The sequence below is a fragment of the Agrobacterium sp. 16-2014-1-2a genome (assembly GCF_053522705.1).
On sequence record NZ_JBNWBX010000002.1, the window covers coordinates 299,508 to 326,404 of the forward strand.

At 60.4% G+C, this 26,897-nt stretch carries 25 protein-coding genes; 13 read left to right on the plus strand and 12 right to left on the minus strand.

The features are described from left to right. Positions 1–179 precede the first annotated feature (179 nt). The 4 genes from ACQZ45_RS10300 to leuA all read left to right on the plus strand — a co-directional run bounded on the left by ACQZ45_RS10300 (position 180) and on the right by leuA (position 4,621). Complete coding sequence (locus ACQZ45_RS10300) at positions 180–695, plus strand: sigma-70 family RNA polymerase sigma factor (protein WP_003513560.1); 516 nt, start codon at positions 180–182, stop codon at positions 693–695. Next, positions 692–1,336, plus strand: a complete 645-nt coding sequence (locus ACQZ45_RS10305) for an NrsF family protein (protein ID WP_003513559.1) — start codon at positions 692–694, stop codon at positions 1,334–1,336. The genes ACQZ45_RS10300 and ACQZ45_RS10305 overlap by 4 nt, the downstream gene beginning before the upstream one ends. Before the next feature lie 88 nt (positions 1,337–1,424). Next, on the plus strand, positions 1,425–2,612 hold the full coding sequence (locus ACQZ45_RS10310; protein ID WP_025594186.1) for a benzoate/H(+) symporter BenE family transporter: 1,188 nt from the start codon (positions 1,425–1,427) through the stop codon (positions 2,610–2,612). Between the two features lie 299 nt (positions 2,613–2,911). Continuing rightward, complete coding sequence (leuA, locus tag ACQZ45_RS10315) at positions 2,912–4,621, plus strand: 2-isopropylmalate synthase (RefSeq protein WP_003513556.1); 1,710 nt, start codon at positions 2,912–2,914, stop codon at positions 4,619–4,621. Between the two features lie 208 nt (positions 4,622–4,829). Here the strand turns inward: leuA and ACQZ45_RS10320 are convergent, their stop codons facing one another. Then, positions 4,830–5,780 carry a metallophosphoesterase family protein gene (locus tag ACQZ45_RS10320; protein WP_003513555.1) on the minus strand — a complete coding sequence of 317 codons (951 nt, stop codon included), beginning with the start codon at positions 5,778–5,780 and terminating at the stop codon, positions 4,830–4,832. Positions 5,781–5,846: 66 nt separating this feature from the next. On the opposite strand from ACQZ45_RS10320, the gene ACQZ45_RS10325 reads away from it, so the two are divergent. Continuing rightward, positions 5,847–6,338 carry an NUDIX domain-containing protein gene (locus ACQZ45_RS10325; protein ID WP_019565194.1) on the plus strand — a complete coding sequence of 164 codons (492 nt, stop codon included), beginning with the start codon at positions 5,847–5,849 and terminating at the stop codon, positions 6,336–6,338. A gap of 17 nt (positions 6,339–6,355) precedes the next feature. Here ACQZ45_RS10325 and ACQZ45_RS10330 read toward each other — a convergent pair whose 3' ends face one another. Next, positions 6,356–7,348 carry a glutathione S-transferase family protein gene (locus ACQZ45_RS10330; RefSeq protein WP_113291211.1) on the minus strand — a complete coding sequence of 331 codons (993 nt, stop codon included), beginning with the start codon at positions 7,346–7,348 and terminating at the stop codon, positions 6,356–6,358. A 296-nt stretch (positions 7,349–7,644) separates the two neighbouring features. Between ACQZ45_RS10330 and ACQZ45_RS10335 the strand changes: the two genes are divergently transcribed. Next, the gene (locus ACQZ45_RS10335) at positions 7,645–8,214 is read left to right on the plus strand and encodes a GNAT family N-acetyltransferase (RefSeq protein ID WP_013636617.1); all 570 of its coding nucleotides are present in this window, start codon (positions 7,645–7,647) and stop codon (positions 8,212–8,214) included. 243 nt (positions 8,215–8,457) lie between these two features. Continuing rightward, on the plus strand, positions 8,458–9,771 hold the full coding sequence (locus tag ACQZ45_RS10340; protein WP_448742241.1) for an MFS transporter: 1,314 nt from the start codon (positions 8,458–8,460) through the stop codon (positions 9,769–9,771). A gap of 33 nt (positions 9,772–9,804) precedes the next feature. Here ACQZ45_RS10340 and ACQZ45_RS10345 read toward each other — a convergent pair whose 3' ends face one another. The 5 genes from ACQZ45_RS10345 to ACQZ45_RS10365 form a co-directional block, all read right to left on the minus strand. After that, the gene (locus tag ACQZ45_RS10345) at positions 9,805–10,218 is read right to left on the minus strand and encodes a GNAT family N-acetyltransferase (RefSeq protein ID WP_013636615.1); all 414 of its coding nucleotides are present in this window, start codon (positions 10,216–10,218) and stop codon (positions 9,805–9,807) included. An 87-nt stretch (positions 10,219–10,305) separates the two neighbouring features. Then, positions 10,306–12,393 carry a hypothetical protein gene (locus tag ACQZ45_RS10350; RefSeq protein WP_448742242.1) on the minus strand — a complete coding sequence of 696 codons (2,088 nt, stop codon included), beginning with the start codon at positions 12,391–12,393 and terminating at the stop codon, positions 10,306–10,308. A gap of 1 nt (position 12,394) precedes the next feature. After that, positions 12,395–15,205 carry a DUF4159 domain-containing protein gene (locus ACQZ45_RS10355; RefSeq protein ID WP_448742243.1) on the minus strand — a complete coding sequence of 937 codons (2,811 nt, stop codon included), beginning with the start codon at positions 15,203–15,205 and terminating at the stop codon, positions 12,395–12,397. Next, positions 15,202–16,116: a DUF58 domain-containing protein gene (locus ACQZ45_RS10360; RefSeq protein ID WP_003513542.1), complete on the minus strand. Its 915-nt coding sequence runs from the start codon at positions 16,114–16,116 to the stop codon at positions 15,202–15,204. Before ACQZ45_RS10360 ends, ACQZ45_RS10355 begins: the two co-directional genes overlap by 4 nt. Positions 16,117–16,227: 111 nt before the next feature. Then, positions 16,228–17,238 carry an AAA family ATPase gene (locus tag ACQZ45_RS10365; RefSeq protein ID WP_003513541.1) on the minus strand — a complete coding sequence of 337 codons (1,011 nt, stop codon included), beginning with the start codon at positions 17,236–17,238 and terminating at the stop codon, positions 16,228–16,230. Positions 17,239–17,413: 175 nt separating this feature from the next. Between ACQZ45_RS10365 and ACQZ45_RS10370 the strand changes: the two genes are divergently transcribed. The 3 genes from ACQZ45_RS10370 to ACQZ45_RS10380 are packed head-to-tail and all read left to right on the plus strand — an operon-like array spanning position 17,414 to position 19,931. Then, a complete protein-coding gene (locus ACQZ45_RS10370; RefSeq protein ID WP_013636611.1) occupies positions 17,414–18,043 on the plus strand; it encodes a DUF1285 domain-containing protein in 630 nt (209 codons plus the stop codon). Beyond that, positions 18,040–18,678 (plus strand): NUDIX hydrolase, encoded by a 639-nt coding sequence (locus tag ACQZ45_RS10375; protein ID WP_003513539.1) that lies wholly within the window; start codon positions 18,040–18,042, stop codon positions 18,676–18,678. The genes ACQZ45_RS10370 and ACQZ45_RS10375 overlap by 4 nt, the downstream gene beginning before the upstream one ends. After that, on the plus strand, positions 18,675–19,931 hold the full coding sequence (locus ACQZ45_RS10380; protein WP_113291208.1) for a CCA tRNA nucleotidyltransferase: 1,257 nt from the start codon (positions 18,675–18,677) through the stop codon (positions 19,929–19,931). Before ACQZ45_RS10375 ends, ACQZ45_RS10380 begins: the two co-directional genes overlap by 4 nt. Before the next feature lie 26 nt (positions 19,932–19,957). Here the strand turns inward: ACQZ45_RS10380 and ACQZ45_RS10385 are convergent, their stop codons facing one another. The 3 genes from ACQZ45_RS10385 to hemF all read right to left on the minus strand — a co-directional run bounded on the left by ACQZ45_RS10385 (position 19,958) and on the right by hemF (position 21,563). Beyond that, positions 19,958–20,143, minus strand: a complete 186-nt coding sequence (locus ACQZ45_RS10385; protein ID WP_003513537.1) for a DUF1059 domain-containing protein — start codon at positions 20,141–20,143, stop codon at positions 19,958–19,960. A 119-nt stretch (positions 20,144–20,262) separates the two neighbouring features. Then, positions 20,263–20,529, minus strand: coding sequence for a hypothetical protein (locus ACQZ45_RS10390; protein WP_003513532.1), 267 nt, complete (start codon positions 20,527–20,529; stop codon positions 20,263–20,265). 122 nt (positions 20,530–20,651) lie between these two features. Further along, entirely contained in the window at positions 20,652–21,563 is a 912-nt protein-coding gene (gene hemF, locus ACQZ45_RS10395; RefSeq protein ID WP_003513531.1) for an oxygen-dependent coproporphyrinogen oxidase, read from the minus strand. Between the two features lie 129 nt (positions 21,564–21,692). Here hemF and ACQZ45_RS10400 point away from each other — a divergent pair, with 129 nt between their 5' ends. Further along, complete coding sequence (locus ACQZ45_RS10400) at positions 21,693–21,968, plus strand: hypothetical protein (protein WP_003513530.1); 276 nt, start codon at positions 21,693–21,695, stop codon at positions 21,966–21,968. Between the two features lie 3 nt (positions 21,969–21,971). Here ACQZ45_RS10400 and ACQZ45_RS10405 read toward each other — a convergent pair whose 3' ends face one another. Together ACQZ45_RS10405 and ACQZ45_RS10410 are read right to left on the minus strand one after the other, a co-directional pair. Next, entirely contained in the window at positions 21,972–23,624 is a 1,653-nt protein-coding gene (locus ACQZ45_RS10405) for a Na/Pi cotransporter family protein (protein ID WP_065662220.1), read from the minus strand. Between the two features lie 172 nt (positions 23,625–23,796). Next, positions 23,797–24,270, minus strand: a complete 474-nt coding sequence (locus ACQZ45_RS10410; RefSeq protein WP_003513525.1) for a tRNA (cytidine(34)-2'-O)-methyltransferase — start codon at positions 24,268–24,270, stop codon at positions 23,797–23,799. 225 nt (positions 24,271–24,495) lie between these two features. Between ACQZ45_RS10410 and ACQZ45_RS10415 the strand changes: the two genes are divergently transcribed. Together ACQZ45_RS10415 and ACQZ45_RS10420 are read left to right on the plus strand one after the other, a co-directional pair. Beyond that, entirely contained in the window at positions 24,496–24,651 is a 156-nt protein-coding gene (locus ACQZ45_RS10415) for a hypothetical protein (RefSeq protein ID WP_421477277.1), read from the plus strand. Positions 24,652–25,035: 384 nt separating this feature from the next. After that, positions 25,036–26,886, plus strand: a complete 1,851-nt coding sequence (locus ACQZ45_RS10420; protein ID WP_013636605.1) for an ABC transporter ATP-binding protein — start codon at positions 25,036–25,038, stop codon at positions 26,884–26,886. Positions 26,887–26,897: the final 11 nt, after the last annotated feature.

Genomic DNA, 26,897 nt, shown 5'->3' on the forward strand with positions numbered 1-26,897 from the left:
TTGCACCGGGGCTCACGATTGTCCATTCGGTGGGGATCCGTGTGTCGTTACACGCTCACGCGTTTGTGACATCATATTCGGGCGAGATTCTTTTCACGCCATTATGTAACAATATCCCGCCGATTGCGAATAACCCGATAGTGACGATGACAGGCAGCCTTTCGGAAGAGACATTAAAAATGCTGATGCTGCGTTCCCTCGATGGGGACGAGGGCGCTTACAGGCATTTGCTCCATGCCCTACGCAGGCTGCTGACAGCCTATTTCGACCGGCGCATGAGGGCCGCTTCACGGGGGGATGTGGAAGATCTCGTTCAGGAAACCCTGTTGTCGCTTCACGCCAAACGCGAGACCTATGATCGAGCAAGGCCGTTTACCGCCTGGTTCTTTTCGATAGCGCGCTACAAACTCATCGATCACTACAGGGGCAGGGGTGCGCGCCAGCTTTCGGAAGTGGAACTTGATGAGACGCTGGAAGCGGGATCGTCCGTCGATCAGGTCACGGCACGTATGGATGTGGAACGGTTGCTCGACGAGTTGCCGCAGCGGCAACGCGACCTCATTCGCAGGGTAAAACTCGAGGGTCAGTCAATCGCCGAAGCGGCCCAAAAATCCGGCCAGACCGAGCTTGCGGCGAGGGTCGGCATTCACAGGACGCTTAAAATGCTGGCGGCAAAGTTGCGAGGCGAAACGTGAGGAAGACGGAAGACATCATTGAACAACTGGCAAGCGGACTCAAGCCCGTGCCTGCCTTGTCACTGGAGCGTCGGCTGGCGCTGGCCGTCCTGCCCGGCCTTGGCGTTTCGCTGTTGCTGATGCTTGCCATTCTCGGGCCGCGGGTCGACATGCACGACGCCTTGACCGAGCTGGGTTTCTGGATCAAGTCCGCCTATAACGCCCTGCTGGCCCTGACTGCGTTTTTCGCGGTCGGCCGCCTTACCCGCCCCGAGGGGAACAGCGGCTGCCTTTTCATTTGGCTTGCGCTAATTTTCGTTGTGATGGCGGCGATAGCGCTCGTACAGCTGGGGTTTGCCTTTCCGGACAATTACAGGACGCTTGTTCTGGGGTCGTCCGCGCTGCATTGCCCGTTTTTGATCGTCGCTTTCGCGCTTCCGGTATTCCTGGCGAATTTTTCAGTTCTCAAACGCTCAGCCCCGGCTGATCCAGCCTTGGCAGGTTTTGTGGCGGGCATTGCGGCGGGTGCAGCCGGAGCCTGGGTTTATTCCTGGTTCTGCACCGAAAACGGGATGGCTTTCGTACTGATCTGGTATTCGCTTGGCATTTTCATCACCGGCCTGATCGGCGCTTTTGCCGGTTCGCGTTTTCTGCGCTGGTAAAAGGCGTACCTGTTCAGCCTGCGGGCATCTTGCCAGCGGTTGGGTTTTTTGATCTTCAAGGGAAACAGAAGATCCGGGAACCGCCATGTTGATGAAAGACCTTTCCGTACAGAGCCTGTTCATGGGGTGCCTGACCGCCTTTGTCGGCTTTGCCAGTTCTTTCGCCGTGGTGTTGCAGGGCCTGAAGGCTGTCGGTGCGACGGATTTCGAGGCGGCGTCTGGGCTGATGGCGCTTTCGGTGGCGATGGGGGTTTGCGCGATAGCGCTTTCAGTCGCGACGCGGATGCCTGTCAGCATCGCATGGTCGACTCCTGGTGCAGCCTTGCTGGCGACCACAGGCGTGATCGAGGGCGGTTTTCCGGCCGCCGTGGGCGGGTTCATCATCTGCGCCATATTGATCATCATTGCCGGCCTGTTCCGGCCGCTCGGAAAGGCGGTGGCCTCCATTCCAGCGCCACTTGCCAACGCCATGCTCTCCGGGGTCATCATCGGCCTGTGTTTTGCGCCGATCAAGGCGATCGGCTTTAACCCGGCGCTCGGATTGCCGATCATTCTTGCCTGGATCGTGGTGGGAGCCTTTAAACGACTTTTCGCCGTGCCTGCGGCACTTGCCGCTTTCGTGCTGGTGATGATCTTCGGTGTCGATATTCCGGCGGGGGCGCTTGACCGTGTGGCGCAATCGCTGACGCCTCCGATGGAGTGGGTGACGCCCGTCTTCAGCCTGCACGCCGTCATTTCCATCGCGCTGCCGCTCTTCATAGTTACCATGGCGTCGCAGAATATTCCCGGTATCGCAGTGCTGAAGGTCAATCACTACGATCCGCAGCCCGGACCGCTTTTCGCGGCGACCGGCTTCTTCTCACTGCTTTCCGCACCCTTCGGCGGCCATGCAGTCAATCTTGCCGCGATTACGGCGGCGATGTGCGCTGGCGAGGACGCCCATCCCGATCCGAAACGGCGCTATTGGGCGGCGATCATCGGCGGTGTGGGCTACATCGTCTTCGGCCTGCTGGCGGGCGCGGTCACGGCTTTCGTGGCACTGGCGCCGCCTGTCCTCATTCAGGCGGTGGCGGGGCTTGCACTGGTGGGCGCCTTTTCCGGCTCTGCCGTTGCGGCTTTCAAGGATCCGGAAACACGCGAGGCTGCGGCGATCACCTTCCTCATCACCGCCTCCGGCCTTTCCTTCGCCGGTGTCTCCGGTGCCTTCTGGGGGCTGATCGGTGGCGGGTTGATGATGGCGTTGACCGGTTTCGTAAAAGGATTGAAGAGACAATAGCCCTTGCATCCAAATATTTCGCCGATTATAAGCTTGCCCATGAGCAACAGCATCGCAACCATTTCCGGCATGAGCGCGCAGATTTCTGCGATTGCCTCTCCGTGCGGTGCACTCTCGCTTCTTAGCCTCGACCTTACACGCGGTTGCCGGGTCCAGTGAGGAGCGCCCGGCGGCCGAAAGCCCGCTGGCGCAAACGCTCCTCATCTCGAAATCTCATTTTATACTGGATTTAGGCCCTTGAGGGCCGCGCATCCGCCGATGGCTCGAGAAGCACGCGGAATGCGCAAGGAGGAAGCGAAATGGACGGAAAGATCACCAATATTTCCAAAGGCATGTCGGACGCGAACGTCAAGTATCGCCCTTACCCGACCATCAATATTCCTGACCGCACGTGGCCGGGCAAGACCATCACCAAGGCGCCGATCTGGTGCTCGGTGGACCTGCGTGACGGCAACCAGTCGCTGGTCAACCCCATGGGCCACGACCGCAAGGCCCGCATGTTCAAGCTGCTGCTCGAAATGGGCTTCAAGGAAATCGAGATCGGTTTCCCTTCCGCTTCGCAGACGGACTTCGATTTTGCCCGCTGGTGCGTGGAGCAGGGCAATGTGCCTGAGGATGTTTCCCTGCAGGTGCTGGTGCAGTGCCGTCCGGAACTGATCACCCGCACCTTCGAAGCGCTGGAAGGCGCCAACAAGCCGATCATCCACTTCTACAACTCCACCTCGGAATTGCAGCGCCGCGTGGTATTCGGCAAGGACGTGCACGGCATCAAGCAGATTGCCGTCGATGCCGCCAAGATGATCACCGACATGGCGGCCAAGGCCGGCGGCGGTTTCCGCTTCGAATATTCTCCGGAAAGCTTTACCGGCACCGAGCTGGAAGTGGCGCTGGAAATCTGCAATGCCGTGGTCGAGGTGGTGAAGCCGACGGCGGATAACAAGCTGATCCTGAACCTGCCTTCCACAGTCGAAATGGCCACGCCGAACATCTATGCCGACCAGATCGAATGGATGTGCCGCAATATCGACAATCGCGAAAACGTCATCATTTCGCTGCATCCGCACAACGACCGCGGCACTGGCATCGCTGCGACGGAGCTGGCTCTGATGGCCGGTGCGGACCGCGTCGAGGGCACGCTGTTCGGCAATGGCGAGCGCACTGGCAATGTCGACGTCGTGACGCTGGCGCTGAACATGTATACGCAGGGCGTCGATCCTGAGCTGGATTGCCGCGATATTGAGCGCATCAAGGCGGTGTACGAATATTCGAACGAGATGACGATCCCCGAGCGCCACCCTTATGTCGGCGAACTGGTCTATACGGCGTTTTCCGGCTCGCATCAGGATGCGATCAACAAGGGTATGAAGGCGATCAAGGTTGCCAATCACCCGGTATGGGAAGTGCCCTATCTGCCGATCGATCCGAAGGATGTCGGCCGCTCCTACGAAGCGATCATCCGCATCAATTCGCAGTCCGGCAAGGGCGGAATCGCCTATATTCTCCAGCAGGATTACGGCATCAACCTGCCGCGCAACCTGCAGGTGGAGTTCCGCGAAGACATCCAGCGCATCACCGATGAAGAAGGCGTGGAACTGCCGGCCAAGCGCATCTACGAGCGCTTCATGGAGCGTTACGTGACGCAGCCGAATGCGCGTATCAAGTTCGTCGATCACCACACCTATCCGGCGGGCGATTTCAAGGGCGTGCGCATTGTCGCCGCCGAAATCACTGATAACGGTGAGGTGAAGCGCATCGAGGGCAAGGGCACCGGTCCTATCGACGGGTTCATCAATGCGCTGTCGGTCTATCTCGGCATCGATCTGTCGGTGAATGACTATTCCGAGCATTCGCTGCAACATGGGTCCAATGCTTCCGCCATTGCCTATGTCGAGATGGAGCATCCGGGCGGAAAATTGTTCGGCGCCGGGGTGAATACGAATATTGTTGGCGCTTCGCTGGAAGCGATTGTTTCGGCGGCCAATCGGGTGCTGGAAGAGCGAGCTAGGTAAGTGGGGGTTTGAGGGTGGGTTTACCCCCCTCTGTCCTGCCGGACATCTCCCCCACAAGGGGGGAGATCGACCTGAGGCACGGTCTCGCCCATCTCAACGCTCAGAATGAATTGACGAAAGAGCGTCTTGCCGATCTCCCCCTTGTGGGGGAGATGCCCGGCAGGGCAGAGGGGGTGAGCCACAGACTCTAACCTCAACACTCCGGAGTTTATCCCCCCAGCCGCGAAAACCCCAACGGCCTACCATTCTCATAAAATACCCTGATATCTTCAAGCCCGATACCCGTTCCGGTGTCGTTGAGACTGTGGCGTTCGCAGGCGACGTTCCAGGTGCCAGGGCCACCGGAAATATGGAAGAGATTATAGGCCGCGCGCGGTTTTTCGCCGCCCGGTCCCTGGCTGGCGGAGGCGATGCCGACGACCGGGATGTGCTCTTGCCCGTGGTGAGTGTTCAGCCAGTATACGGTGTTCAAATGGGTGTGGCCATGCAGCACGAGTTCGGCGCCGCCAACGCCAAGCGCTGCCGCGAAACGGCGAATGCCGAACATGCGCTTATGCGCAGCCGCCGCACCGCGGATCGGTGGGTGATGGATCATCACCACGCGGAACAGCCCTTGTTCACCGGCTTTTTTTAAGAGTTCCGCGGTTGCGCGTGCTTGACGGTTGCCGAAATAGCCGGTGGCCGAGAAGGGCGGCGTTGCAATCGAGGTGGAGCAGCCGATCAGTGCGACGGGACCGCGCACGCGCATGTAGGGGAAAATCTTGCGGTCATCGTCCCATTCTGCCGGGTCGCCATCGCCACGCACATAAGGATACCAGGCGCGCATGGCCTTGTCGTGCGCGCCGGAAACATAGGCGTCATGATTGCCGGGAACGACCGAGATCTTTTCAGGGTCGCCGACTTCTTCCAGCCAGTCGGCGGCGGCACGAATTTCAATGCCTGTCGCAAGATTGACGAGATCGCCGGTAATAGCCAGATGATCCGGCGATTTGGCTTCGAGATCATCGAGCAGCTTTTCCAGAGTGTCGGTGAAAAGGTGCTTGCGGCGGTTGCGGTGCCAGTTGACGAAACCGGTGATACGCTTGGATGCAAGTTCCCGGAAAGTGAGTTTTGGCAATGGCCCGAGATGGACGTCTGAAATATGCGCAAGTTTGAACATGGCGGCAGAGATAACCTATGATATGCGGCACGTCCAATAAAAGCCTGCCGGCAAGGAGAAACCAGGGTGAATGACGAGAGAACCGAGCGGCAGGCCCGTCCGTTCCACACGCGTATCCTTATCCGCCTGCTTCATTTCGTTTTTCTGTTCACACGCGGTGCCACCCTCGGTGTACGTGCGCTCTGCTTCGATGATGCGGGACGGATTTTTCTGGTGCGGCATACCTATCTGCCCGGCTGGTATCTGCCCGGCGGCGGGGTGGAACGCGGTGAAACGCTGCTGATGGCGCTCAACAAGGAAATCCGCGAGGAAGGCAATCTCGAGGCTGCGTCGATCCCCGAGCTTGTCCATGTCTACCTCAATCTGGAAGGCAGCAACCGCGATCATGTGGCGCTCTACCGGCTTCAGGTCACCCAGACCACGCCAAAAAAACCGGATCATGAAATCACCGAAAGCGGTTTTTTCGATCTCTCGGACCTGCCGGAAAATGTGACGCCGGCCACCCGCCGCCGCCTTGCCGAACTTTCCGGCAAAGCGGCGATTGCCGACTACTGGTAGCGGCGGCGTCTCTGCCGTCAGGCAAGCGTCTCACGGCCATGGGCCATGGTAAGGTCCAGTTCCGGGCCAACGGGCACGATACCTGTCGGGTTGATGGTGAGGTGGCTGCGGTAATAATGTTCCTTGATGTGGCGGATATCGACTGTGTCCGGCACGCCTGGTGTCTGGTAGAGGTCGCGGAGGTAACCCGTGAGATGCGGGTAATCGTGAATGCGGCGGATGTTGCACTTGAAGTGGCCGACATAAACAGGGTCGAATCGCACCAGCGTGGTGAAGAGACGCCAGTCTGCTTCCGTCTTTTCTGCACCGAACAGGAAACGGCGGTCCTCCAGCCGGTCTTCCAGCATATCAAGCGTTTCAAACACCTTCACGGCATTTTGCTGATAAGCATCCTGGGTGGTGGCGAAACCGGCCTTGTAGACGCCGTTGTTGACGGTGTCGTAGATAACGTCGTTCAGCGCATCGATGTCGGCGCGCAGTGCTTCGGGATAATAATCCGCCGCCGATCCGGTGAGGTCGTTGAAGGCCACGTTGAACATGCGGATGATTTCGGCCGATTCATTGGAGACGATGGTGCCGTGTTCTTTGTCCCACAGTACCGGCACGGTCACCCGTCCCGAATAGTTGGCATCCGCTTTGGTATAGACCTGCCAAAGTGCGGAGAAGCCGAAGAGGTGGTCCTCGGTTGCACCCGGAGTGCGTTCGCCTTCCGGTCTGAACTCCCAGCCGTTTTCCAGCATCAGCGGATCGACGACGGAGACGGAAATCAGGTCTTCCAGCTTTTTCAGTTTACGGAAAATCAGGGTGCGATGCGCCCAGGGGCAGGCGAGCGACACATAGAGGTGGTAGCGATCCTTCTCGGCCTTGAAGCCACCTTCGCCGGAAGGCCCGGGCGCGCCATCCACCGTTACCCAGTTGCGAAATTGCGAGGCGCTGCGCTTGAAGTGCCCCTTGGTTTCCTTGGTGTCGTACCAGACGTCTTTCCATACGCCTTCCACCAGCATGCCCATGATGATCTCCTTGATTGTTTCCTTGACCGCAATCCTAACCGTTTAGCGCGGTGCCGCGAACCCGTGGCGCATTGAACAATGCGTTTCCGGTCTCGCATGGGCTGAATGGGATAGTGCCGAGATTTGTTCTGGACGGGTGGGAATTTTCCTGATAATTGCGATTTTCACAAATCTGAGGAAATCGTAGATTATGATCGAAACACGGATGCTCCGACGACGCTGACGCTCCTGAACGCCTTTACCGGCGCAGCCGTCATCTATTGTCGCATCCGCATTTTGGAAGTTTCGGTCTCTTCATGTCCAAGCACGATCTTGTCTACCTCACCGAGGACGCGTCGCACGACGCCATCATCGAAATCATCAACGAAGAAGCATTCGGCCCCGGTCGGCACACCCGTGCCGCCGCGCGTATTCGCGAGCAGGGTCCGCATGACCGGTCGCTGTCCTTCGTCTGCGCCGATGATGGCGAGACGATCGCTTCGGTGCGCATGACGCCGGTTCTGGCCGGTGGGGTGAAAGGCCATATGCTCGGCCCGCTTGCCGTGCGGCCTTCGCACAAGAACATGGGCATCGGTCGTGAACTCGTCCGGATTGCTATCGCTGCCGCCCGGCGGAAGGGTTCGGAGGCCGTCATTCTGATTGGCGATCCGCCCTATTACATGCCGCTTGGTTTCGAAAAGGTCGCCTACGCCGCGCTTGATTTTCCAGGCCCGGTGGATCCGAACCGGGTGCTGGTCGTGCCTGTTGGTGACGACGTGCACCAGCGGCTGAAGGGCAAGATCGGCTGGCGCAAATGCGAGGCCGCCATGCCTGCAGCCCAGGCGGAAGACGACGGCTTCGAAGAGCCTCTTCGGGTTTACGGCTGACGGATTTCGTTACGTCGGATTTCCCGCCCTTCACCAGTGCGCACTTTTTCCCTCATTCCTGTGACAGGCACAGAAATGAGGGAAGGGGCGTTGAGTCGCCCATACACTGGCCGGTTATTTCGCTAAAGATGACGGGACGGTGCTCTGCCTTGAAACCATGCATCGTACTTCGCAAAATTCAATTCCGTTTCTTTCCCCTATGCGATAGCACTCGATAGTCGATTTCGGCACGGGGGCGAGCATATGACGGCAATCACCATGAACGATGCGCTGGAACGCGCAGGTGCGGGCGCCTATCAGCGGCGGTTGATGGGTATTTTCGGCCTCGTCTGGGCAGCGGATGCCATGCAGGTGCTGGCGGTCGGCTTCACCGCCGCCTCGATTGCCCTAACGTTTGGCCTGACTGTTCCGCAGGCCCTTCAAACCGGAACGGCCTTCTTCTTTGGCATGCTTTTAGGTGCTGCCGGTTTCGGGCGTCTGGCGGACCGTTACGGTCGCCGCCGTGTGTTGATCGTCACCGTGGCCTGCGATGCCGTGTTCGGTGTGCTTTCCGTCTTTGCGCCGAACTTTGCCATTCTTCTTGTCCTGCGCTTTTTGACGGGTGCGGCTGTCGGCGGCACCCTGCCGGTGGATTATGCGATGATGGCGGAATTCCTGCCCGCAAAGAACCGGGGGCGCTGGCTGGTCATGCTGGAAGGCTTCTGGGCCATCGGAACCCTGATCGTGGCGCTTGCAGCGTGGGGCGCCAGCCTTGCCGGTGTTGCCGATGCCTGGCGTTATATTTTCGCGGTGACGGCTTTCCCAGCCGTTGTGGGTCTGGGTTTACGGTTCATGGTGCCCGAATCGCCGCTTTACCTCGTGCGGAGAGGCCGATCGGACGAAGCCAAGGTCATCGTCAACCGTATGCTGGCGGTAAACGGCCGCGCGCCACTCGATGCAGGGACAGGGCTTTTTCAGCCGGAGGTTTCAAAAGGGCAGGGGATATTTTCGCCGGCGCTCAGACAGCGCAGCATCATGATCCTTGCCATCTGGTTCCTTGTCTCCGTTTCCTATTATGGCGTCTTCACATGGATGCCGGCAAAACTGGCGGGAGACGGTTTCGGCTTCGTGCGCGGTTATGGTTTCCTCGTGCTGGTGGCACTGGCGCAAATCCCCGGCTATGCGCTTGCCGCCTATGGCGTTGAAAAATGGGGCCGCAAGCCGACGCTGATCGGTTTCTGCCTGCTGTCCGCCCTCGGTTGCCTGCTCTTCACGCTCGCTACAGGCGGCGCAATGATCGCCACGTCGCTTCTGATCATGAGCTTTGCGCTGCTCGGCACCTGGGGTGCGCTTTATGCCTTCACGCCCGAATTGTACCCGACGGAATCGCGTGCGACCGGCATGGGGGCTGCGGGCGCCATGGCAAGGCTGGGCGGCCTTCTGGCGCCGTCGTTGCTGGGTTATGCCATCGCGCAGGGCTTCGGTTTCGCCATCGGCATTTTCGCCGGGCTGCTGGTGCTGGCTGCGATTGCCGCAACGATGATCAACGCGGAAACGCGGCGGGTGGCGCTCACCTGACACTGCTGCGCCAACCGCTTTCTTTCGAACGGATTAGAACCGCTTTTCAAGCCATGTGATCGCCTGGCCGCTGGAGAGCGGGGCAAGCGAGCCGATCTTGGTGAAACCGCAGCGCTCATAAAGCCTCAGCGCATCCGGGTTCATCGTGTCGATATAAGCGCCCATACAGCCGCGCTTTTTCGCTTCCTCTTCCGCCATGCCGAGAAGCTTCGCGCCTGTGCCTTGACCGCGTAAGGTCTCGGGGATGAAGAGAAGCTGCACATAAAGCCAGCCGCGGCCGGTATAGCCGACAAGACCGCCGGTGACGGTGTTCTCATCGTCGCGGATTGTGATGATGAGTTCGCGTTTGTCGCTTTCGCCAAAACGGGCGAGATTATAGGCCACCAGGGGATCGCGGATGGCCTTTTCAGCTTCTGCATCCGCGATGTCGCTCAAAACGAAATTCATGATTATCTTTCCCAGGTCGCCGAGCGGCGGCGGTTTCTCGTTTGCACTGCGAGACGTGAAAGCGCCTGAGCTTCCACCGGGAAGTTCCTACCGGCCCTCACGCCACCAGAGCGCGGAGAAAGCAAGGAGCAGGGCGGCAAGCCCGGCAAAACCGGCAAACAGCGGTAGGGTGTTGACACCTTTCAGCACCGTCTCGTCGGTCATGCGTATCAGCATGCGATCCTCATCGGCAACCCTGATATCGCCCCTGACAGGCAGGATATCGGGTAGTACCACGCGGCCCGAATTGTCGGCGACACGGTGCACGCTGCCCTTGGTGGCGTCGGCAAGCGGCTTCAGCGTTTCGGTTGTCGAAATCATTGCCTTGAATTCCGGCGCATCCACCGCGCCGACATGGACGAGCGTAGTGAAATCGCCGTTCTTGATTTCGAACAGGCCGGTCTCGTCCATGCGACGCTCGATCTTGTAAAGACCGGGCTCGGTGTTGTTGAAGGCCATGTTTTCGGTTTTACCCGAGGGGAAATGCACGCTTGCCTGACCGGGGTCGTCGCCGATGGTCTGGCGGGTAATTTGCAATGTGCGGCCGTTGGCGCGCGCCGTCAGCGCCTCTTCCTCAAGCTCCGGTTCCTTCATCAGCCAGTGGGCGATGCGCCGGTAAAGTGCCACATGCGGGCCGCCGCCTTCGTAGCCACGCGCCCAAAGCCAGCCCTGATCGGAAAGCAGCATGGCGACACGGCCTTCACCCTGGCGGTTCAGCACCAGCAGCGGGTCCTGCCCGTCACCCAGCATCACGGTCTGGCCCTGCGGCGGCTCGACGCTGACGGTGCGGAACCAGCGGCCCCAATGCGGCGGCTCATCGCCCGACCCTTCCAGCCCACGGGTAACGGGGTGTTTCTTGCCCGCTTCCGAGAGGCGAGGATAAAAGGCGGACTGATGCACCTGGCCTGTCGGCTGGGCCGGCAGCACGGATGCAAGCGGCGTCATGGCGATCGAATCCTGACCGGCATGTTCCGGGCCGGCTGCGATCAATAGCGCGCCGCCCTTTTCGACATATTGCGCGATGTAATCGTAATAGAGGATCGGCAGCACGCCGCGATGCTGGTAGCGGTCAAAGATAATGAGGTCGAAATCCTCGATCTTTTCCACGAACAATTCGCGTGTGGGGAAGGCGATCAGCGACAGTTCGTTGATCGGCGTACCGTCCTGTTTTTCCGGCGGGCGCAGAATGGTGAAATGCACCAGATCAACCGAGGCGTCGGATTTCAGGAGGTTGCGCCAGGCGCGCTCGCCGGCATGCGGCTCGCCGGAGACCAGCAGCACGCGCAGGTTCTGCCGGATACCTTCTATCAGGTGAACCGCACGGTTGTTCGCGGCCGTCACTTCGCCGGGAAGCTTGGCGACGGAAAATTCCATGACATTGTTGCCGCCGCGCGGAACCTTGAAAGTGAAGGGTGTCGGCTGGCCGGGTGTGGCCTGCAAGGTGGCGATTTCTTCGCCGTTCATCTTCACGGTTACTTCCGCCGAACCACCACCTGCGGCTGCACGGCCATCATCGAAGACGCGCAGCGTCAGTTGCTGTTCCTCGTTGACGATGCCAAAGCGCGGCGCGCGGACAATCTCGATACGGCGGTCGAATTCATCGGCCTTGCCGGTGATCAGCCCGTGGAGGGGAGCGCGGAAACCAAGCGCCTGTTCGGCATTGGGCAGAGCATTCGGAATATCATGGATCTGGCCATCGCTGAGGAAAATCGCACCGCCGACGCGGGAGGGCGAAACATCAGAGACGGCGGAGGAGAGGGCCGAGAAAAGCTGCGTCGAAGGTGAATCGCTCTCACCATCATCACGCACTTCCACGATGCGCGGTTCGATGCGCGGGAAGCGCGACAGCCGGTCTTTCAGCGCGGCAAGCGCCGTATCCGTCATCTGCGGTCGGTCCTGCACGTCCTGGCTCTGCGATCGATCGACGATAACGGGGACGATTGTGGAGAGAGGCTCGCGTTCCTCCTGCGTCAAAAGCGGATTGGCGATGGCGGCAAGCAGGGCGACAAGCGCCAGCCCGCGCAGCCATGCGCCGCGCACGCCGCGCCACAGGCCGATGAAGGAGAGAAGAAGGGCGGCGACGGCCAGAACGGCAATCACGATCCACGGCAGGAAGGGGGCGAATGTCAATGTCATGTCACTGCCCCAACCGTTCGAGAAGTGCGGGAACGTGTACCTGATCGGCCTTGTAGTTGCCGGTCAGCATATACATCATGATGTTGACGCCAGAGCGAAACGCACGTTCGCGCTGCAACTCGTCCGGCGGCACAGTGGGCAGCACCGGTGCGCCCTGCGCATCGACGGCCCATGCGCCGGCAAAATCATTGCCTGTTATCATGATCGGCGTCACGCCATCGCCGGAGGAGGAGAGGCCGGATGTCGTCTTCGCCGCCCCTTGGCGCGATTCCACCCAGAGCGGCGAGCCGTTGTAACGGCCGGGGAAATTGGTGAGCAGGTAGAAAGACCGCGTCAGGACGTGGTCTTCCGGCACGGGCTCCAGCGGCGGAATATCGATATTGGCGAGGATCGCCTGCAAACGTTCGCCATTGGGGCTGGTCGCGCCAGTGTCGAGCGACGAAAACTGATCGCGCGTGTCGAACAGAACGGTGCCACCGGCGCGCATATAGGCATCGATGCGCGATATGGCAGCGCTCGACGGCATGGGGGCGGAGGCCGACACCGGCCAGTAGATGATCGGGTAAAAGGATAATTCATCCTTGGATATATCGAGGCCGACCGGCTGGCCGGGCTCCAGCGTCGTGCGCCAGGTCAGGAATTCGCTCAATCCCTGTAAACCCTGCTCGGAAATGCGGTCGACATCGTCCTCGCCGGTGCGGACATAGGCGAGATGCGTCGTGTCCAGCCGCTCGAAAATCTGCTCGTCACCGGGTTTGGGGTCGTCGGCGCGCGCATCGCTCGGGGACATCGCGGCGAAGGCGCCAATGGCCAGCAGCACGGTGGCAGCTGTGGCGCTGCGGGCTTTCGGCAAGCGTGCGAAGGCGCCGTTCATAAAGAGCACGATGAGACTGTCGGCAATCAACATCAGGAAGGCGGCGATGAACAAGGCCGGGCGCAGCGATTTCGCCGTTTCGCCGATCAGTGCTTCGCTGGTGGTGTTGACACCGGCGAGCGAGGTATCGAGCGGGCGAAGCGTGGCGCCAGCCGGTAGAAGATTGAGAGCCACGAAACCATCCTCTGTGCCATAAAGGCCGGGGGGATTGTCGAAACCGGTGCGGGGAGCCTGACCGGGGCGCATTTCCAACGGCCGGGCGGAGCCGACATCGGCTGACAAAGCACCTTCGGCCGTCAGTAGCCGGAAGGGCGGTAATGCTGCGGCCGGGGCATTCGCGGAGGTGGAAGCACCGCCTGCCTTGGACAATTGCACGATACGGCGCAACATATCGACGAAGTGGCCTGATATCGGCAGATCGGACCAGCTTGCCTCGGCGCTGACATGGAACAGCACGATGCGGCCCGCCTCGACATTGCGGGTGGTGACGAGTGGCGTGCCGTCGGCAAGGCTCGCCCAGGTGCGCTCGGCAAGGTCGGGTGTCGGTTCGGCCAGAACCTGCCGTTTTACGAGCACGCCATCGGCCTTCGGCATTCCGGCAAAGGCGCCGAAATTCGGGAAATCGGCAAGCGGCTGTGGCTCGGCCCATGAGAGCGCGCCGCCAAGCGCGCGTTCACCCTGCCGCAACGTCACCGGCACCAGCGGATCATTGGTGGGGGCTGCGGCAAGGCGCGGTCCGGCAAAACGGATCAGCGTGCCGCCGGCGGCAAGCCAGCGCTGCATCGGCTCATAGGTCTCCTGCGGCAGACGTCCGATATCGGCCATGACGATAACGGAAGGATTGGATTGCAGGATTTCCGGGATTGCCTGCGCAAGATCTGCCTGTCGTTGCGGGATGAGATCGACAAAAGGCTGAAGGGCGCGGCTGATGTAATAAAGCGGCTGCAGCAGCGGCTGGAAATCATTGCCGGTTTCACCGGCCAGCAGCGCCACGCGGCGGCGGCGGAAACCGTCATCCAGAAGATGCACCGCGCCCGCCGTCGAAACTGCCTCGATGGAGAGGCGGGCGAAGTCGTTGCGCAATTCGAAAGGCGCTTCCACCGTCGCGGTCGTTTCCGCTTCGCCGGGGGCGAAACTGGCGGTGCCAGTGGCAAGGATGCGGCCCTGGCTGTCCTGCGCATTGACGGTCAACCGGCTGGGGGAGGCCGTGTCGAGCCGCGATAGCGTGACACTCATCGCATCGGCATTGTTGGCGGCGCCGGTAATGGCGGCGATGGATTTCCCATCACCCGTGACGATGCGGAACTCGGCAGCTGAGAGGCTGGCCAGCGTTTTGAGTGCGCTTTCATCCTGCGCGGTGGCAACGCCGTCGGCAATATAGGCGAGCGTGCCGGGGGAGGTGCCGTTGAGCGCCTCGGTAATGGCTTCCGCCGTGCGCACGCGGTCGGGCGCAAGCGGCTTCGGCTTGGCGGCGGCGAGCTTGTCCAGCGCCACCGCCGTGGTGGCCGGCACGGCGTCGTGTTCGGCATCTGCGGTGAAGCTGATGGAAACGGGGCGATCAGCCCTTTCCGCATCGCCGATCAGGGTCTGAGCGGTGTCGACGCGTCTCTGCCAATCAGTTGCGGAGGCCCAGCTATTATCGACCACAAGCACCAGGGGACCATTGCCGGCAATGCTGTTGTTGCGTGGGTTCACCACCGGATCGGCCAGCGCGAAAATCACGGCGGCGGCGAGCGCGATGCGCAGCAATGTCAGCCACCACGGGCTTTTCGAGGGCGTTTCCTCGCGCTTCAGCACGGTGGCCAGAATTTTCAGCGGCGGAAAAACCTCCGCCTTGGGGCGCGGCGGGGTGAGGCGCAGCAGCCACCAGATGGCTGGAAGCGCCAGAAGGCCGAAGAGAATATAGGGGCTGATGAAGACGAAGGGCAATGCGCTCATCGGTTGCCACCGCCTTGCGCGGGCGCACCGGACAAATACATGTGAACAGCCACAAGCGCCTCGGAGGCGAGATGATCGGTGCGGTGAAACACGAAATTCCAGCCTAGACGGCGCAGCGAAGAAGACAGCGCTTCTCGGCGGGCGAGATAGGCGCGAGTATAGTCCTCGCGAATGGTTTCTGCGCGACCGGAGACGAGTTTTTCACCGGTTTCCGGATCGGTAAATTCGGTGCGGCCCGAATAGGGGAAGGTTTCTTCGGCCGGATCGGCGATTTCCACCACATGGCCGCGCAAGCCGCGCCGCGCGAGTGGCGAAATCCGCTCCATCACGTTTTTCGCATCGTCGAGAAAATCGCCTATGAGGACGATGTCGCTTGCACCGCGGATCATGCCCGTTTCCGGCATGCCTGTGGTTAGCGGCGCATGCATGATGGCGGCAGCCAGACGTTCGGCGGCGTTTCTGGCCGAGATGGGCTCCATGATACCGGGACAACCGATACGCTCGCCCGAGCGCGCAAGGATTTCCGCCAGCGCCAGCATCAGCACCAATGCGCGGCTTTCCTTGGAAACAGAGCCGAGGGTGGATTTGAACATCATCGACGGCGACATGTCGGCCCAAAGCCAGATGGTGTGGGCGGCTTCCCATTCGCGATCGCGCACATAGGTGTGGTCGTCGCGGGCCGAGCGTCGCCAGTCGATGCGCGACAGGCTCTCGCCTTCGGCATAGGGGCGGAACTGCCAGAAATTCTCGCCGATGCCGCGCTTGCGCCGGCCGTGCCAGCCGGCGGTGACGGTGTTGGCGATGCGCTTTGCCTCGACCATGCAGTCCGGCACCAGTGCGGCACGCTGGCGCGCGCGCGCCAGGACTTCGCTACCCGGTGTCTTATCTACGATCTGGCCGATGGATGCCACAGGCACTCCTTTCGAGAAAGCTTAGGCAGATGTCAGAGCGGCGGGCCGCTCCGAGTTTTTGTCGAGCATCGGATTTTCCGAAAACAGCGTCACACTTTTCGGTCCGATGCCTTAGTTCTTCGCCTGCTCCACAAGGGCTGCGATGACATCGCGCACCGACATGCCTTCGGCGCGGGCGGCGAATGTCAGCGCCATGCGGTGCTCCAGCACCGGTTCGGCCAGCGCATAGACATCGTCCAGCGACGGCGCGAGCCTGCCTTCGTAAAGCGCACGGGCGCGTGCCGTCAGCATCAGGGACTGGCCGGCGCGGGGACCCGGGCCCCAGACAACGTGTTTGTCGGTCAATTTGTTGCCGTGGCCGGGGCGGGCAGAGCGGACAAGCGAAAGGATCGCGTCCACAACCTTGTCGCTGACCGGCATCTGGCGGATGAGCGCCTGGATTTCCATCATGCGTTCGGCGTCGATTACCTTGCGTGCCTCGCCCGATGCGGTGCCTGTCGTGTCGAGCAATATCTGGCGTTCGGCGGCAAGCTCGGGATAGCCGACATCCACCTGCAGCAGGAAGCGGTCGAGCTGCGCTTCAGGCAGTGGATAGGTGCCTTCCTGTTCCAGCGGGTTCTGGGTTGCGAGAACGTGGAAGGGTTTCGGCAGGTCGTAACGCTGGCCGGCCATGGTGATGTGATATTCCTGCATGGCCTGCAGCAGTGCGGACTGCGTGCGCGGGCTGGCGCGGTTGATTTCATCCGCCATCAGCAATTGCGCAAACACCGGACCTTTTATGAAACGGAAGGAGCGCCGCCCGTTTTCATCCTGATCCATGACTTCGGAGCCGAGAATATCCGATGGCATGAGGTCCGGTGTGAACTGGATGCGGTTGGCATCGAGCCCGAGAACCGTTCCAAGCGTGGTGACGAGCTTGGTTTTGGCAAGGCCAGGAACGCCGACAAGCAAGGCGTGGCCGCCCGAGAGTATGGCGAGAAGCGTGTTCTGCACCACTTTTTCCTGGCCGAAGATGACCTTGGATACCTCCGCGCGGATCGCGGCAATATCCGAAAGCGCCTTTTCGGCCGAGGCGACGATGGCTTTTTCGTCGAGGGTTTCGCCGGTATTCATCACGCCCATGTCGCTCTCCTCATACCTTTGCCGCCGACCCATTCCTGCCCCGATCTTGATCGCCATTGGCCGGGGCGGATTTCGCGCTGCAACTAGCTTATTGCTCTCTTGGCCGCTGACAAGCGCCATTCGAATGACTATGTCGTGACTTAGTATTTCCTTATCGGCAAAGCGAGACTCGAATATGGCAGCGGAGACGATAAATTCGGCAAGCGATGCAGCAGGGCTGGCGGCGATGATTTCCCGCGCCGCCGAGCAGACCGGCGACGCCAAACGTGGACCTGCGCCGGTGGAGCGCTGGAATCCCCCCTTTTGCGGCGATCTCGACATGGAAATCCGCGCAGACGGCACCTGGTTCTACATGGGTACGCCCATTGGCCGGGCGCCGCTGGTGCGGCTGTTTTCCACGGTCCTGCGCAAGGATGACGACGGCAAGACCTATCTTGTAACTCCTGTGGAAAAAGTCGGCATCCGCGTGGTGGATGCTCCTTTCGTGGCCGTCGAGATGAAGGTGACGGCGGGCGAGAAGGATGGCGGGCCGCTGCTGACCTTCCGCACCAATGTCGGCGATGTGGTGGAGGCCGGGCCGGAGCATCCGCTACGCTTTACGATTTTCGGAGAAAACCGCGAATTGAAACCCTATATTCTGGTGCGCGGCAGGCTGGAGGCGCTCGTCTCGCGGGCGGTGATGTATGATCTCGTGGCACTCGGCGAGGTGATCGATGTGGACGGCGTCGAGATGTTTGCGGTGCGCTCGGGCGGGGTTGTCTTTCCCGTGATGCCCGCCAATGAACTGGAACGGCTTTCGCAATGACAATGACGACAACCCGCCTTGAAACTTTTACCGCCGCCGATTTCCGCCGCCGGGTGCTGGAGGAAGGCGAGGGCGTGGCGGAACGCGAGAATGGCGATCATCTGCTCAATCCGGGCGTGGTGCTTTCGGGAAACGGCATAAGGCTAAAGGACGCCGCCGTGCTGGTGCCTGTCATCGACGACGGCAACGAAGCGCGGGTGATCTTCACCCAGCGCACCGCAACCCTGCGCAAACATTCCGGCCAGATTTCCTTTCCGGGCGGTGGCATCGATGCCGGGGACCGCACACCGGAAGAGGCGGCCCTGCGCGAGACGGAAGAGGAGATCGGCCTCTCGCGATCTTTCGTGGAAACAGTCGGGCGTCTGCCGGATTACATTTCCGGTACCGGTTTTCGCATCAAGCCGGTGCTGTCGGTCGTTCGTCCCGGCTTTGACCTGACGCTCAATCCCACGGAAGTGGATGAGGTTTTCGAGGTGCCGCTGTCTTTCCTGATGGACCCAGCCAATCACGGGCGCGGCAGTCGCATCTTTCAGGGGAAGGAGCGGTTTTTCTACGAAATGCCCTATGGCGAGCGCTACATTTGGGGCATTACGGCGGGCATCGTACGGACGATTTACGAGAGGTTTTATTCATGAGCAGCCTTGCCGGGCGGGACTGGTTTGAAAAGCCGGCGCTGAAGCGCATCTTCGCGCTGTTGAACGCCGATGGCGGCGAGGTGCGGATCGTCGGCGGCGCCGTGCGCAATGCACTGATGGAACAGCCGGTCGTCGATGTCGATATGGCGACGACGCTTACCCCCGATGTGGTGGTTGAGCGCGCCAAGGCGGCGGGCATCAAGGCGGTACCGACCGGCATTGAACACGGCACGGTGACGCTGGTGATCGACGGCGAGGGTTTCGAGGTGACGACGCTGCGCCGCGATGTCGAGACCAATGGCCGCCATGCGCAGGTCGCTTTTGGCACAGACTGGCAGATCGATGCCGAACGGCGCGATCTCACCATCAACGCACTTTACGCTGACGAGAAGGGCAAGATCATCGACCTCATCGATGGCCTTCCCGACATTGAAACCGGCACGGTGCGTTTCATCGGCGATGCGGCAATGCGGATTTCGGAAGATTATCTGCGGATTCTTCGCTTCTTCCGCTTTTTCGCCCATTATGGTTCCGGTCGTCCCGATGCCGATGGCTTGCGCGCCAGTGCGCGAGCCAAGGACAAGCTGGGGACGCTCTCGGCCGAGCGGGTGTGGAGCGAGCTGAAAAAGCTGCTTTCCGCGCGCGATCCCTCCCGCGCCTTGCTGTGGATGCGGCAATCCGGCGTGTTGGCGCAAATTCTTCCCGAAACGGAAAAATGGGGTATCGACGCCATTCACGGGCTGGTGGCAACCGAACAGGCGCTTGGCTGGACAGTTGACCCGATGCTGCGGCTCGCTGCGATAGTGCCGCCCGACAGGGAGAGGCTAGCGGCGCTTGCTGCGCGGCTGCGGCTGTCCAAGGCTGAAGCTGCATATCTCGCCCACTGGGCTTCCGCGCCGGTGATCGAGCCGGAGATGAAGGAGACGGCGCTCGACCGGCTGCTTTACCGGCAGGGCGTTGACGGTGTGAAGACGCGGCTGAAACTGGCGCTTGCCTCGGCCCGCGCCGACCTTTCAGGCGGTGAGGCGGCGATGCAGAAAGTCGCGCGGCTTTCGACGCTGCTGACGAGAGCGAATAAGTTCCACAAACCCGGCTTTCCGCTGAGCGGCGCTGATGTGATGGCCGCGGGCGTGGAGTCCGGTCCGAAGGTAGGCGAGGTGCTGAAAAGCCTCGAAGAAAAGTGGATCGACGTCAATTTCTCGCTAGACCGGGCAGCGCTGACCGCCCGGCTGAAGGATATGCTGGAGAATTGAGATCGCAGTGCCGGAGGCGTTGCGGCTCAGGCCGCGTTTGCCTCGTCGCGGATGCGGGATTTGATGTTTTCGATCATGTTTTCGCGGATGATGGTTTCGCCGTGGGCCGATCGCATATGTTCCACGGTGCGGCGTACGACTTCCGCGTCGTCATCCGCGCGGGTGTGCCAGGCACAGCCGGGCACGAGCGTTCCACATTCAAACAGTCTCATGGTCTTGCCTCCCTGTTTTAGACAGAGGGACAGCCTGCAAATGCCTGCTGTCCCTCTGACAAGAAACGAACGGTCGCCGCTAATGTTCCAGAGCGGCGTCCGCTGACCCTGTTCAGGCCCTATTCGGGCATCGCCCAGCACTGGAAAACAGAGGATGTGCCGGCTGCCGGGATTTTTGTACGAGGCATTTCGTCATTGTCGGCCCGCGTCACCGCTTTTCCGGCAAGCGTGCGTTTTACTTGTTCGACATAAAAGGAATGCGGCAGTTCGCGATCGCCGGTGGCACGCATTTCCGCTGCCATGCGGTCGATCAAATCAGGGGTATCGATGGAATGCGAGGCTCCCTCAGCGGAAGCGGATATAGGCATGCTGTTCGAAGTAATCATGACGATAGCTCCTCCAGTACGTCTGCACGCAGGAGATTATCATTGCCTTTATTTTTCCATAAGTCCTAATTTGCGCGATTTGCGCCCAAATTCCTGACGGGCGTCAAATTTACGTGAGTATTTCAGGGCCAGCGGACCACGGGCGGCAGGGAAGACAGAATCGATTCGACATTGCCGCCGGTCTTGAGGCCGAAGATCGTGCCGCGGTCGTAAAGCAGGTTGAATTCCACATAGCGGCCACGGCGAATAAGCTGCTCGTCGCGGTCCTCTTCCGTCCAGGGCTGGTTGAAGTTGGACCGCACGATTTTTGGGTAGACCAGGTTGAAGGCGCGGCCAACATCCTGCACGAAGGCGAAATTGGCGTCCCAGCCGCCCTTTTCCTCTTCCGGGTGCAGCCAGTCGAAAAAGATGCCGCCGGTGCCGCGCGGCTCGTTGCGGTGCTTGAGGAAGAAGTACTCGTCGCACCACGACTTGTAGCGCGGATAGTCGGCCACGGGATGGCGGTTACAGGTGATCTCGAAGCCGCGGTGGAAAAGCTGGGTGTCCGGATCCTGTTCCGTCCGCCGGCGTCCAAGCACGGGCGTCAGGTCCGCGCCGCCGCCGAACCAGTGGCTGGTGGTGACGACCATGCGGGTATTCATATGAACAGCCGGCACATTGGGATTGACCGGATGGGCGATCAGCGAAATGCCCGAGGCCCAGAAGCTGGGGTCTTCTTCCGCACCCGGTATCTGCTGGCGGAATTCCGGCGAGAACTCACCATAGACGGTGGAGGTGTGGACGCCGACCTTTTCGAAGACGCGGCCCTCCATCATCGACATCTTGCCGCCGCCGCCCGCGCCATTGTCGCGCAGCCAGTCCTTCTGCACGAAGCGTCCCGGTTCCTGATCGGCGAGCGGGCCGCTCAGCTCGTCTTCAAGGGTTTCGAAGGAGGTAACGATGGTGTCGCGCAGATGCTGGAACCAGGCCTGGGCGGCGGCCTTCTTGTCTTCTATGTCCTCGGGCAAGCCCTTCGGCAAAGATGGCCGTTCCATGCATGTTCTCCTTTGGTGAAGTCGATTCCCTGTCGCATCTAGCAGGTGCTGGCCTTGCGCACAAATTCGACTCGCCAAGTTCACATGCGGGCACTATCTTTAGCGATGTAGGTGCCAGAGGTGAATATCATGACGAAATTTGCCGGACCGCCGCCCCTGGACGGGCTGAAGCGCAGGATCGCCAATCACCGCAAGGCGCGTGAAAGTGACGGCGGCGATCCGATGCGCAACGGCATGTTCGTGCGGCAGACCTTTTGTCTCAACCGTGAAGAAGCCCGTGCCAAGGCGCGCGAGTGGTTCGACAGTTTTCCGAAGGCCGCCTATTGGACCGAAGTGGAAAGCTGGCGGCAGCTGGAAGGCGACCGCATCGAATTCACCATGCGGCGGCTTCCTTCGGCAGACTAAGCTTTAAGCACGCGGTTCGGCGTAACGCAGGCGGCTTTCGATCAAAACGCCGCTTTCATCCAGAATGGGATGCGCCACAGACACGATATGGGCGTTTATGCGCTTCAGGTCGCGCAGCATGTCGAGATGCAGTGAACTCGTCTGCATGCTTTCCGTCAGCCCATCGCGCAGCCGCTCCAGATGGCGGTTGGACGACTGTTTTTCGAGGCGGCGTATATCCACCTTGCTTTCCATCAGCCGGCGGGCGAGATCGAAATCGCCGGTCACCAGAATGCTCTGGGCGGCCCGCAGATTTTCGATTGTCATGTCGAACAGCGTCTTCAACTCCTCATAACCGTCGTCGGAAAATTTGAAGCTGTTCAGCACCTTCTTGCGGATCTGCTCGCAAATGCCTTTTTCGATGATGTCGCCGATATGTTCGAGATTGATCGCGTAATCGATGATGGCGATCGAACGGCGCGCTTCGTCGTCTGCAAGCCCTTTGCGCCCCAGTTGGGAAAGATAGACCTTCACCTCCTGCTGACGGCGATCGACCTTCTTTTCGAGCAGGGACACTTCCTGAAGGGGTGCCAGATCATTATGCTTGAAGGCGTTTTCGGCGCGGATCAGCATGCGCTCGATAGCATCGCCGACGCTCAAGACCTCACGCGTGGCATTGGCGAGCGCCACAACAGGCGTATCCAGCGCCTGCTGATCGAGGAAATTCGGGCCATCTTCGGCTTTCGGATCGCCCGGCACCAGCTTTGCCATCAGGTCGGATATGAGGGCTGAGAACGGCCAGGCAACCGCTGCCAGAATGACATTGAAGATGAGATGCGCATCAACAGGCAATTTGGCGGGCGAAAGCGGCAATTGCTGCAAAAGCGTTGCGCCATAGGATGCGAGTGGCATGGCGATGAGGCAGCCGATGGTGCGCACCACAAGGTTGCCGATGGTGATGCGCCGCGCCGAGGCCGGGCCGGAGAGCGTGGCGATGACCGGCGGAATGGCGCCGCCGAGATTGGCGCCGAGAATGAGAACGATGATGAGACCGGCGGACAGCGTGCCGGTAGCAGCAAGCGACAGGATAAGCACCACGACAGCGAGGCTGGAGGAGGAGACGAAGGCCAGCACGGCGGAGAAGATCAACGCGACGGGCCATGCGCCATCAAGCAGACCGATGAAGACGCCAAGGGCTGGCGAGGCACGCATCGGTTCGGTCGCGCCGCTCAACAGATGCAATGACAGAAGCATCAGGCCGATGCCGATGACGGCGGTTCCGCCACCTTGTCGGGCGTTTGAGCTACCCTTTTTGAGCACGATACCGGAGAGGATCAGCAGCGGCGACAGCCACTCCACACCGGCCGCGACAATCCAGGCGGTGACGGCGGTGCCGACATTGGCGCCGAGCAGCACGACCTGCGCCATGCGCGGCTTTATGAGATCGCGTTCTGCGAAGGAGGCGACGGTAAGCGCGGTTGCCGTCGAGCTTTGCAGCGCGACAGTGGCGAAAAAGCCGGAAAAGAAGGAACGCGGGCCGCTCTGGGTGCCGGTCGCCAATACACTTCGCAGTTTCATGCCGAAGGCACGGGTAACCCCGTCCTTGACCTGGGCAAGACCAAAGAGCAGCAGCGCGACTGCGCCGAGAAGGTTGACGATGACAATGGTGGATTGCATGCGACGTCTCCTCACACCCGCCGGCGGATGGCTGCGGCGAGGGCGATTTTTGTTGTCCGGCTAATAAGTATAGGAGCCTGAACGCCTTCGGTACAGGCCGGGTTGCGACAGTTTTGAAGCAAAAACGGTCAATTTTTGTATTTGCACGAAAAAATGGCGCTAAAAAAGGCGCTTAAGACCATGCGGTCTGGCGCAAAGCCTCGCCGGTGATCATCGCGGCGGACATTGCGACGTTGATGGAGCGCTGCCCCTCGACCATCGGGATGATGATTCGCTCCTGCGCCTTCTCATGCACGTGGTCTGGCACACCAGCACTTTCACGGCCGAAAAGCAGGATATCGTCGTGGCGATAGGCGATTTTCGTATAGGGCAGGGCGGCCTTGGTGGAGGCGAGAACGAGGCGGCGGCCGGTGGTTGCGCGCCACTCCTCAAACCGGTCCCAGCTGACGTGGCGCGTCAGCGCCGCCGCTGCGATATAATCCATGCCTGCCCTTTTCAGGTTTCGGTCGGAAATATCGAAACCGGCCGGCTCGATGATATCGACGCCGAGGCCGAGACAGGCCGCCAGCCGCAGGATCGTGCCGGTATTGCCGGGAATATCCGGCTGGTAGAGGGCAATCCTGATTTCGGGTCTGATATCGCTCATGGTCTTCTCACCGCGTTTGGAATGCCGGAGCGCTTATCACGGGCGGCGGGTTTGTGACAGATGCAGCCCGAGAAGACCGTTTCGAAGAGTGCCGTATTCATTCGCGTGACACACAGTCGGGCTACCCATTAACCAACGTGTCGTCAGGCCGATCCGGCATATCCGGTTGCGTCGGATCGGCGTTGTTTCGATCCGGGTTCCGCGCAGCAAAAACAGGAAGATATCATGTCCGAACGGGTGAATTTCGTCCATTTGACCGATCTGCATGTGGGCAATCTGCAGGTGCAGGATGATGATCTTTATTCCGACACCTCGGCCACGCTGGCCGATACTCTGGCGCAGATCAAGGCGCTCGGGCAGGCGCAGGACGCCGCCGAGTAAGCTGCGCATCCAGGCCTTACAACGGGCGGAGACCCTCGCGGGTCATCTCCGCCCGTTCGGCAGAATTGGTCGCAATCGAGAGCTTTTCTGACGCGTTCGGCATCTTTGCGGCTGGTCAACGATTAATTTTTGCGCTACAAGGCGACATCTTCAACACCAGCTAGGGAGGTTCTGATGCAAAATGACATTCGTATTCGCCTCCCGGCCCCAGTAGTGCTGCTGCTGGCCTAGGTGTTACCCCCCCGCGGTTCGACCGCGTTTCCCATAGTTTGATTCGTCATGTGGCTGTTGCGGCCATATCCAATACTTTTCTGTTCCGTCGTGAGCCATATTTGCGTTTGCTCACGTTTCACGATGGGGCGATTGCTTGCCGGAGCTTGGCCTATGTTTGGCTGGTTTGAAAAACGCCTTGATCCTTTTCCCTCTTCGGCGCCGTCTGTGCCGCCGAAGAAGCTTTTGCCGTTCGTGTGGCATTATGTGCAGCCCGCATGGCCGTGGCTCCTGCTGCTTGGCCTGATGTCCATGGGCATCGCCGTTGCGGAGGCCATGCTCTACAAATTCCTCGGCAGCATCGTTGACTGGCTTTCCACGGCCAATCGCGAGACGTTTTTTGCCGATGAGGGCTGGCATCTGATGGTCATGGCTGGGCTGGTGCTCTTCCTGCTGCCACTGATGGGCGCGATCCACACCATGACGATGCACCAGACGCTTGCCGGCAATTTCGGCATGATCGCGCGCTGGAAGATGCATCGTTTCCTGCTGCGCCACTCCATGAACTTTTTCGCCAACGAATTTGCAGGCCGGGTTTCGACCAAGGTGATGCAGACTGCACTGGCGATCCGCGAAGTGGCGCTGAAGGTGATCGACGTGTTCGTCTACGCTATCAGCTTCGTCGTCTCGATGCTGTTCATGGTTGCTGCCGCAGACTGGCGGTTGGTCATTCCGCTGCTGGTGTGGCTCGGCATCTACATGGGTATCCTCACCTATTTCGTGCCGAAACTCGGCCGGCTCGCACAGGAGCAGGCTGATGCGCGCTCGATGATGACGGGGCGTATCGTCGACAGCTATACAAACATCTCGACGATCAAGCTGTTTTCGCATGCGGGCCGCGAGGAAAGATATGCGCGTGAGGGCATGAACGTGTTTCTCGGAACCGTTCACCGCCAGATGCGCAAGATTTCCGGCTTCAACATCCTGATCGACCTCAACAATGCGGTCGTGCTGTTTTCCACGGCCTCGCTCGGTCTTTATTTCTGGATGCAGGGTTCGGTCACGGCCGGCTCGGTTGCCATTGCCATAAGCCTTGCCATGCGCGTCAACGGCATGTCGCAATGGATCATGTGGGAAGTCACCTCGCTGTTCGAAAACATTGGCACCGTCTATGACGGCATGTCGATGATGACGAAGCCGCACGACATCGTCGATGCTCCGAAGGCGCCTCAGCTTGCGGCACCGCAGGGCGCGATCCGTTATGATAACGTCCGCTTCCACTACGGCAAGAACAAGGGCGTGATCGACGGGCTGACGCTGGATATCAAGCCGGGCGAGAAGGTCGGGTTGGTCGGGCGTTCCGGTGCGGGCAAGACGACGCTGATGAACCTGCTTCTGCGTTTCTACGATCTGGAAGCGGGCAAGATCACCATCGACGGGCAGGACATCTCCAAGGTGTCGCAGGACAGCCTGCGCGAGTTGATTGGTGTGGTGACGCAGGATACCTCGCTGCTGCACCGTTCGATCCGCGACAACATCGCCTATGGCCATCCCGAGGCCACCGACGAGCAGGTGATCGCGGCGGCAAAGCGGGCGAATGCCTGGGACTTCGTGGAAACGCTTGTCGATATGCATGGCCGCCAGGGTCTCGATGCCCAGGTGGGCGAACGCGGTGTAAAGCTGTCCGGTGGCCAGCGTCAGCGTATCGCCATTGCCCGCGTGTTCCTCAAGAACGCGCCGATCCTGGTACTTGATGAGGCGACCTCAGCGCTCGACTCGGAAGTCGAGGCGGCGATTCAGGAAAACCTGTTCTCGCTGATGGAAGGCAAGACGGTTATCGCGATCGCCCACCGTCTGTCGACGCTGACCGAAATGGACCGGCTCATCATCCTCGACAAGGGCCAGATCGTGGAATCGGGCAGCCATGCGGAACTGGCAGCGATGGGCGGTATCTATGCCGATCTATGGCGGCGACAGTCCGGCGGCTTCATCGCCGACCACGAAGCGGAAGTGGCTGCCGAGTAAGGAGAGCTCGA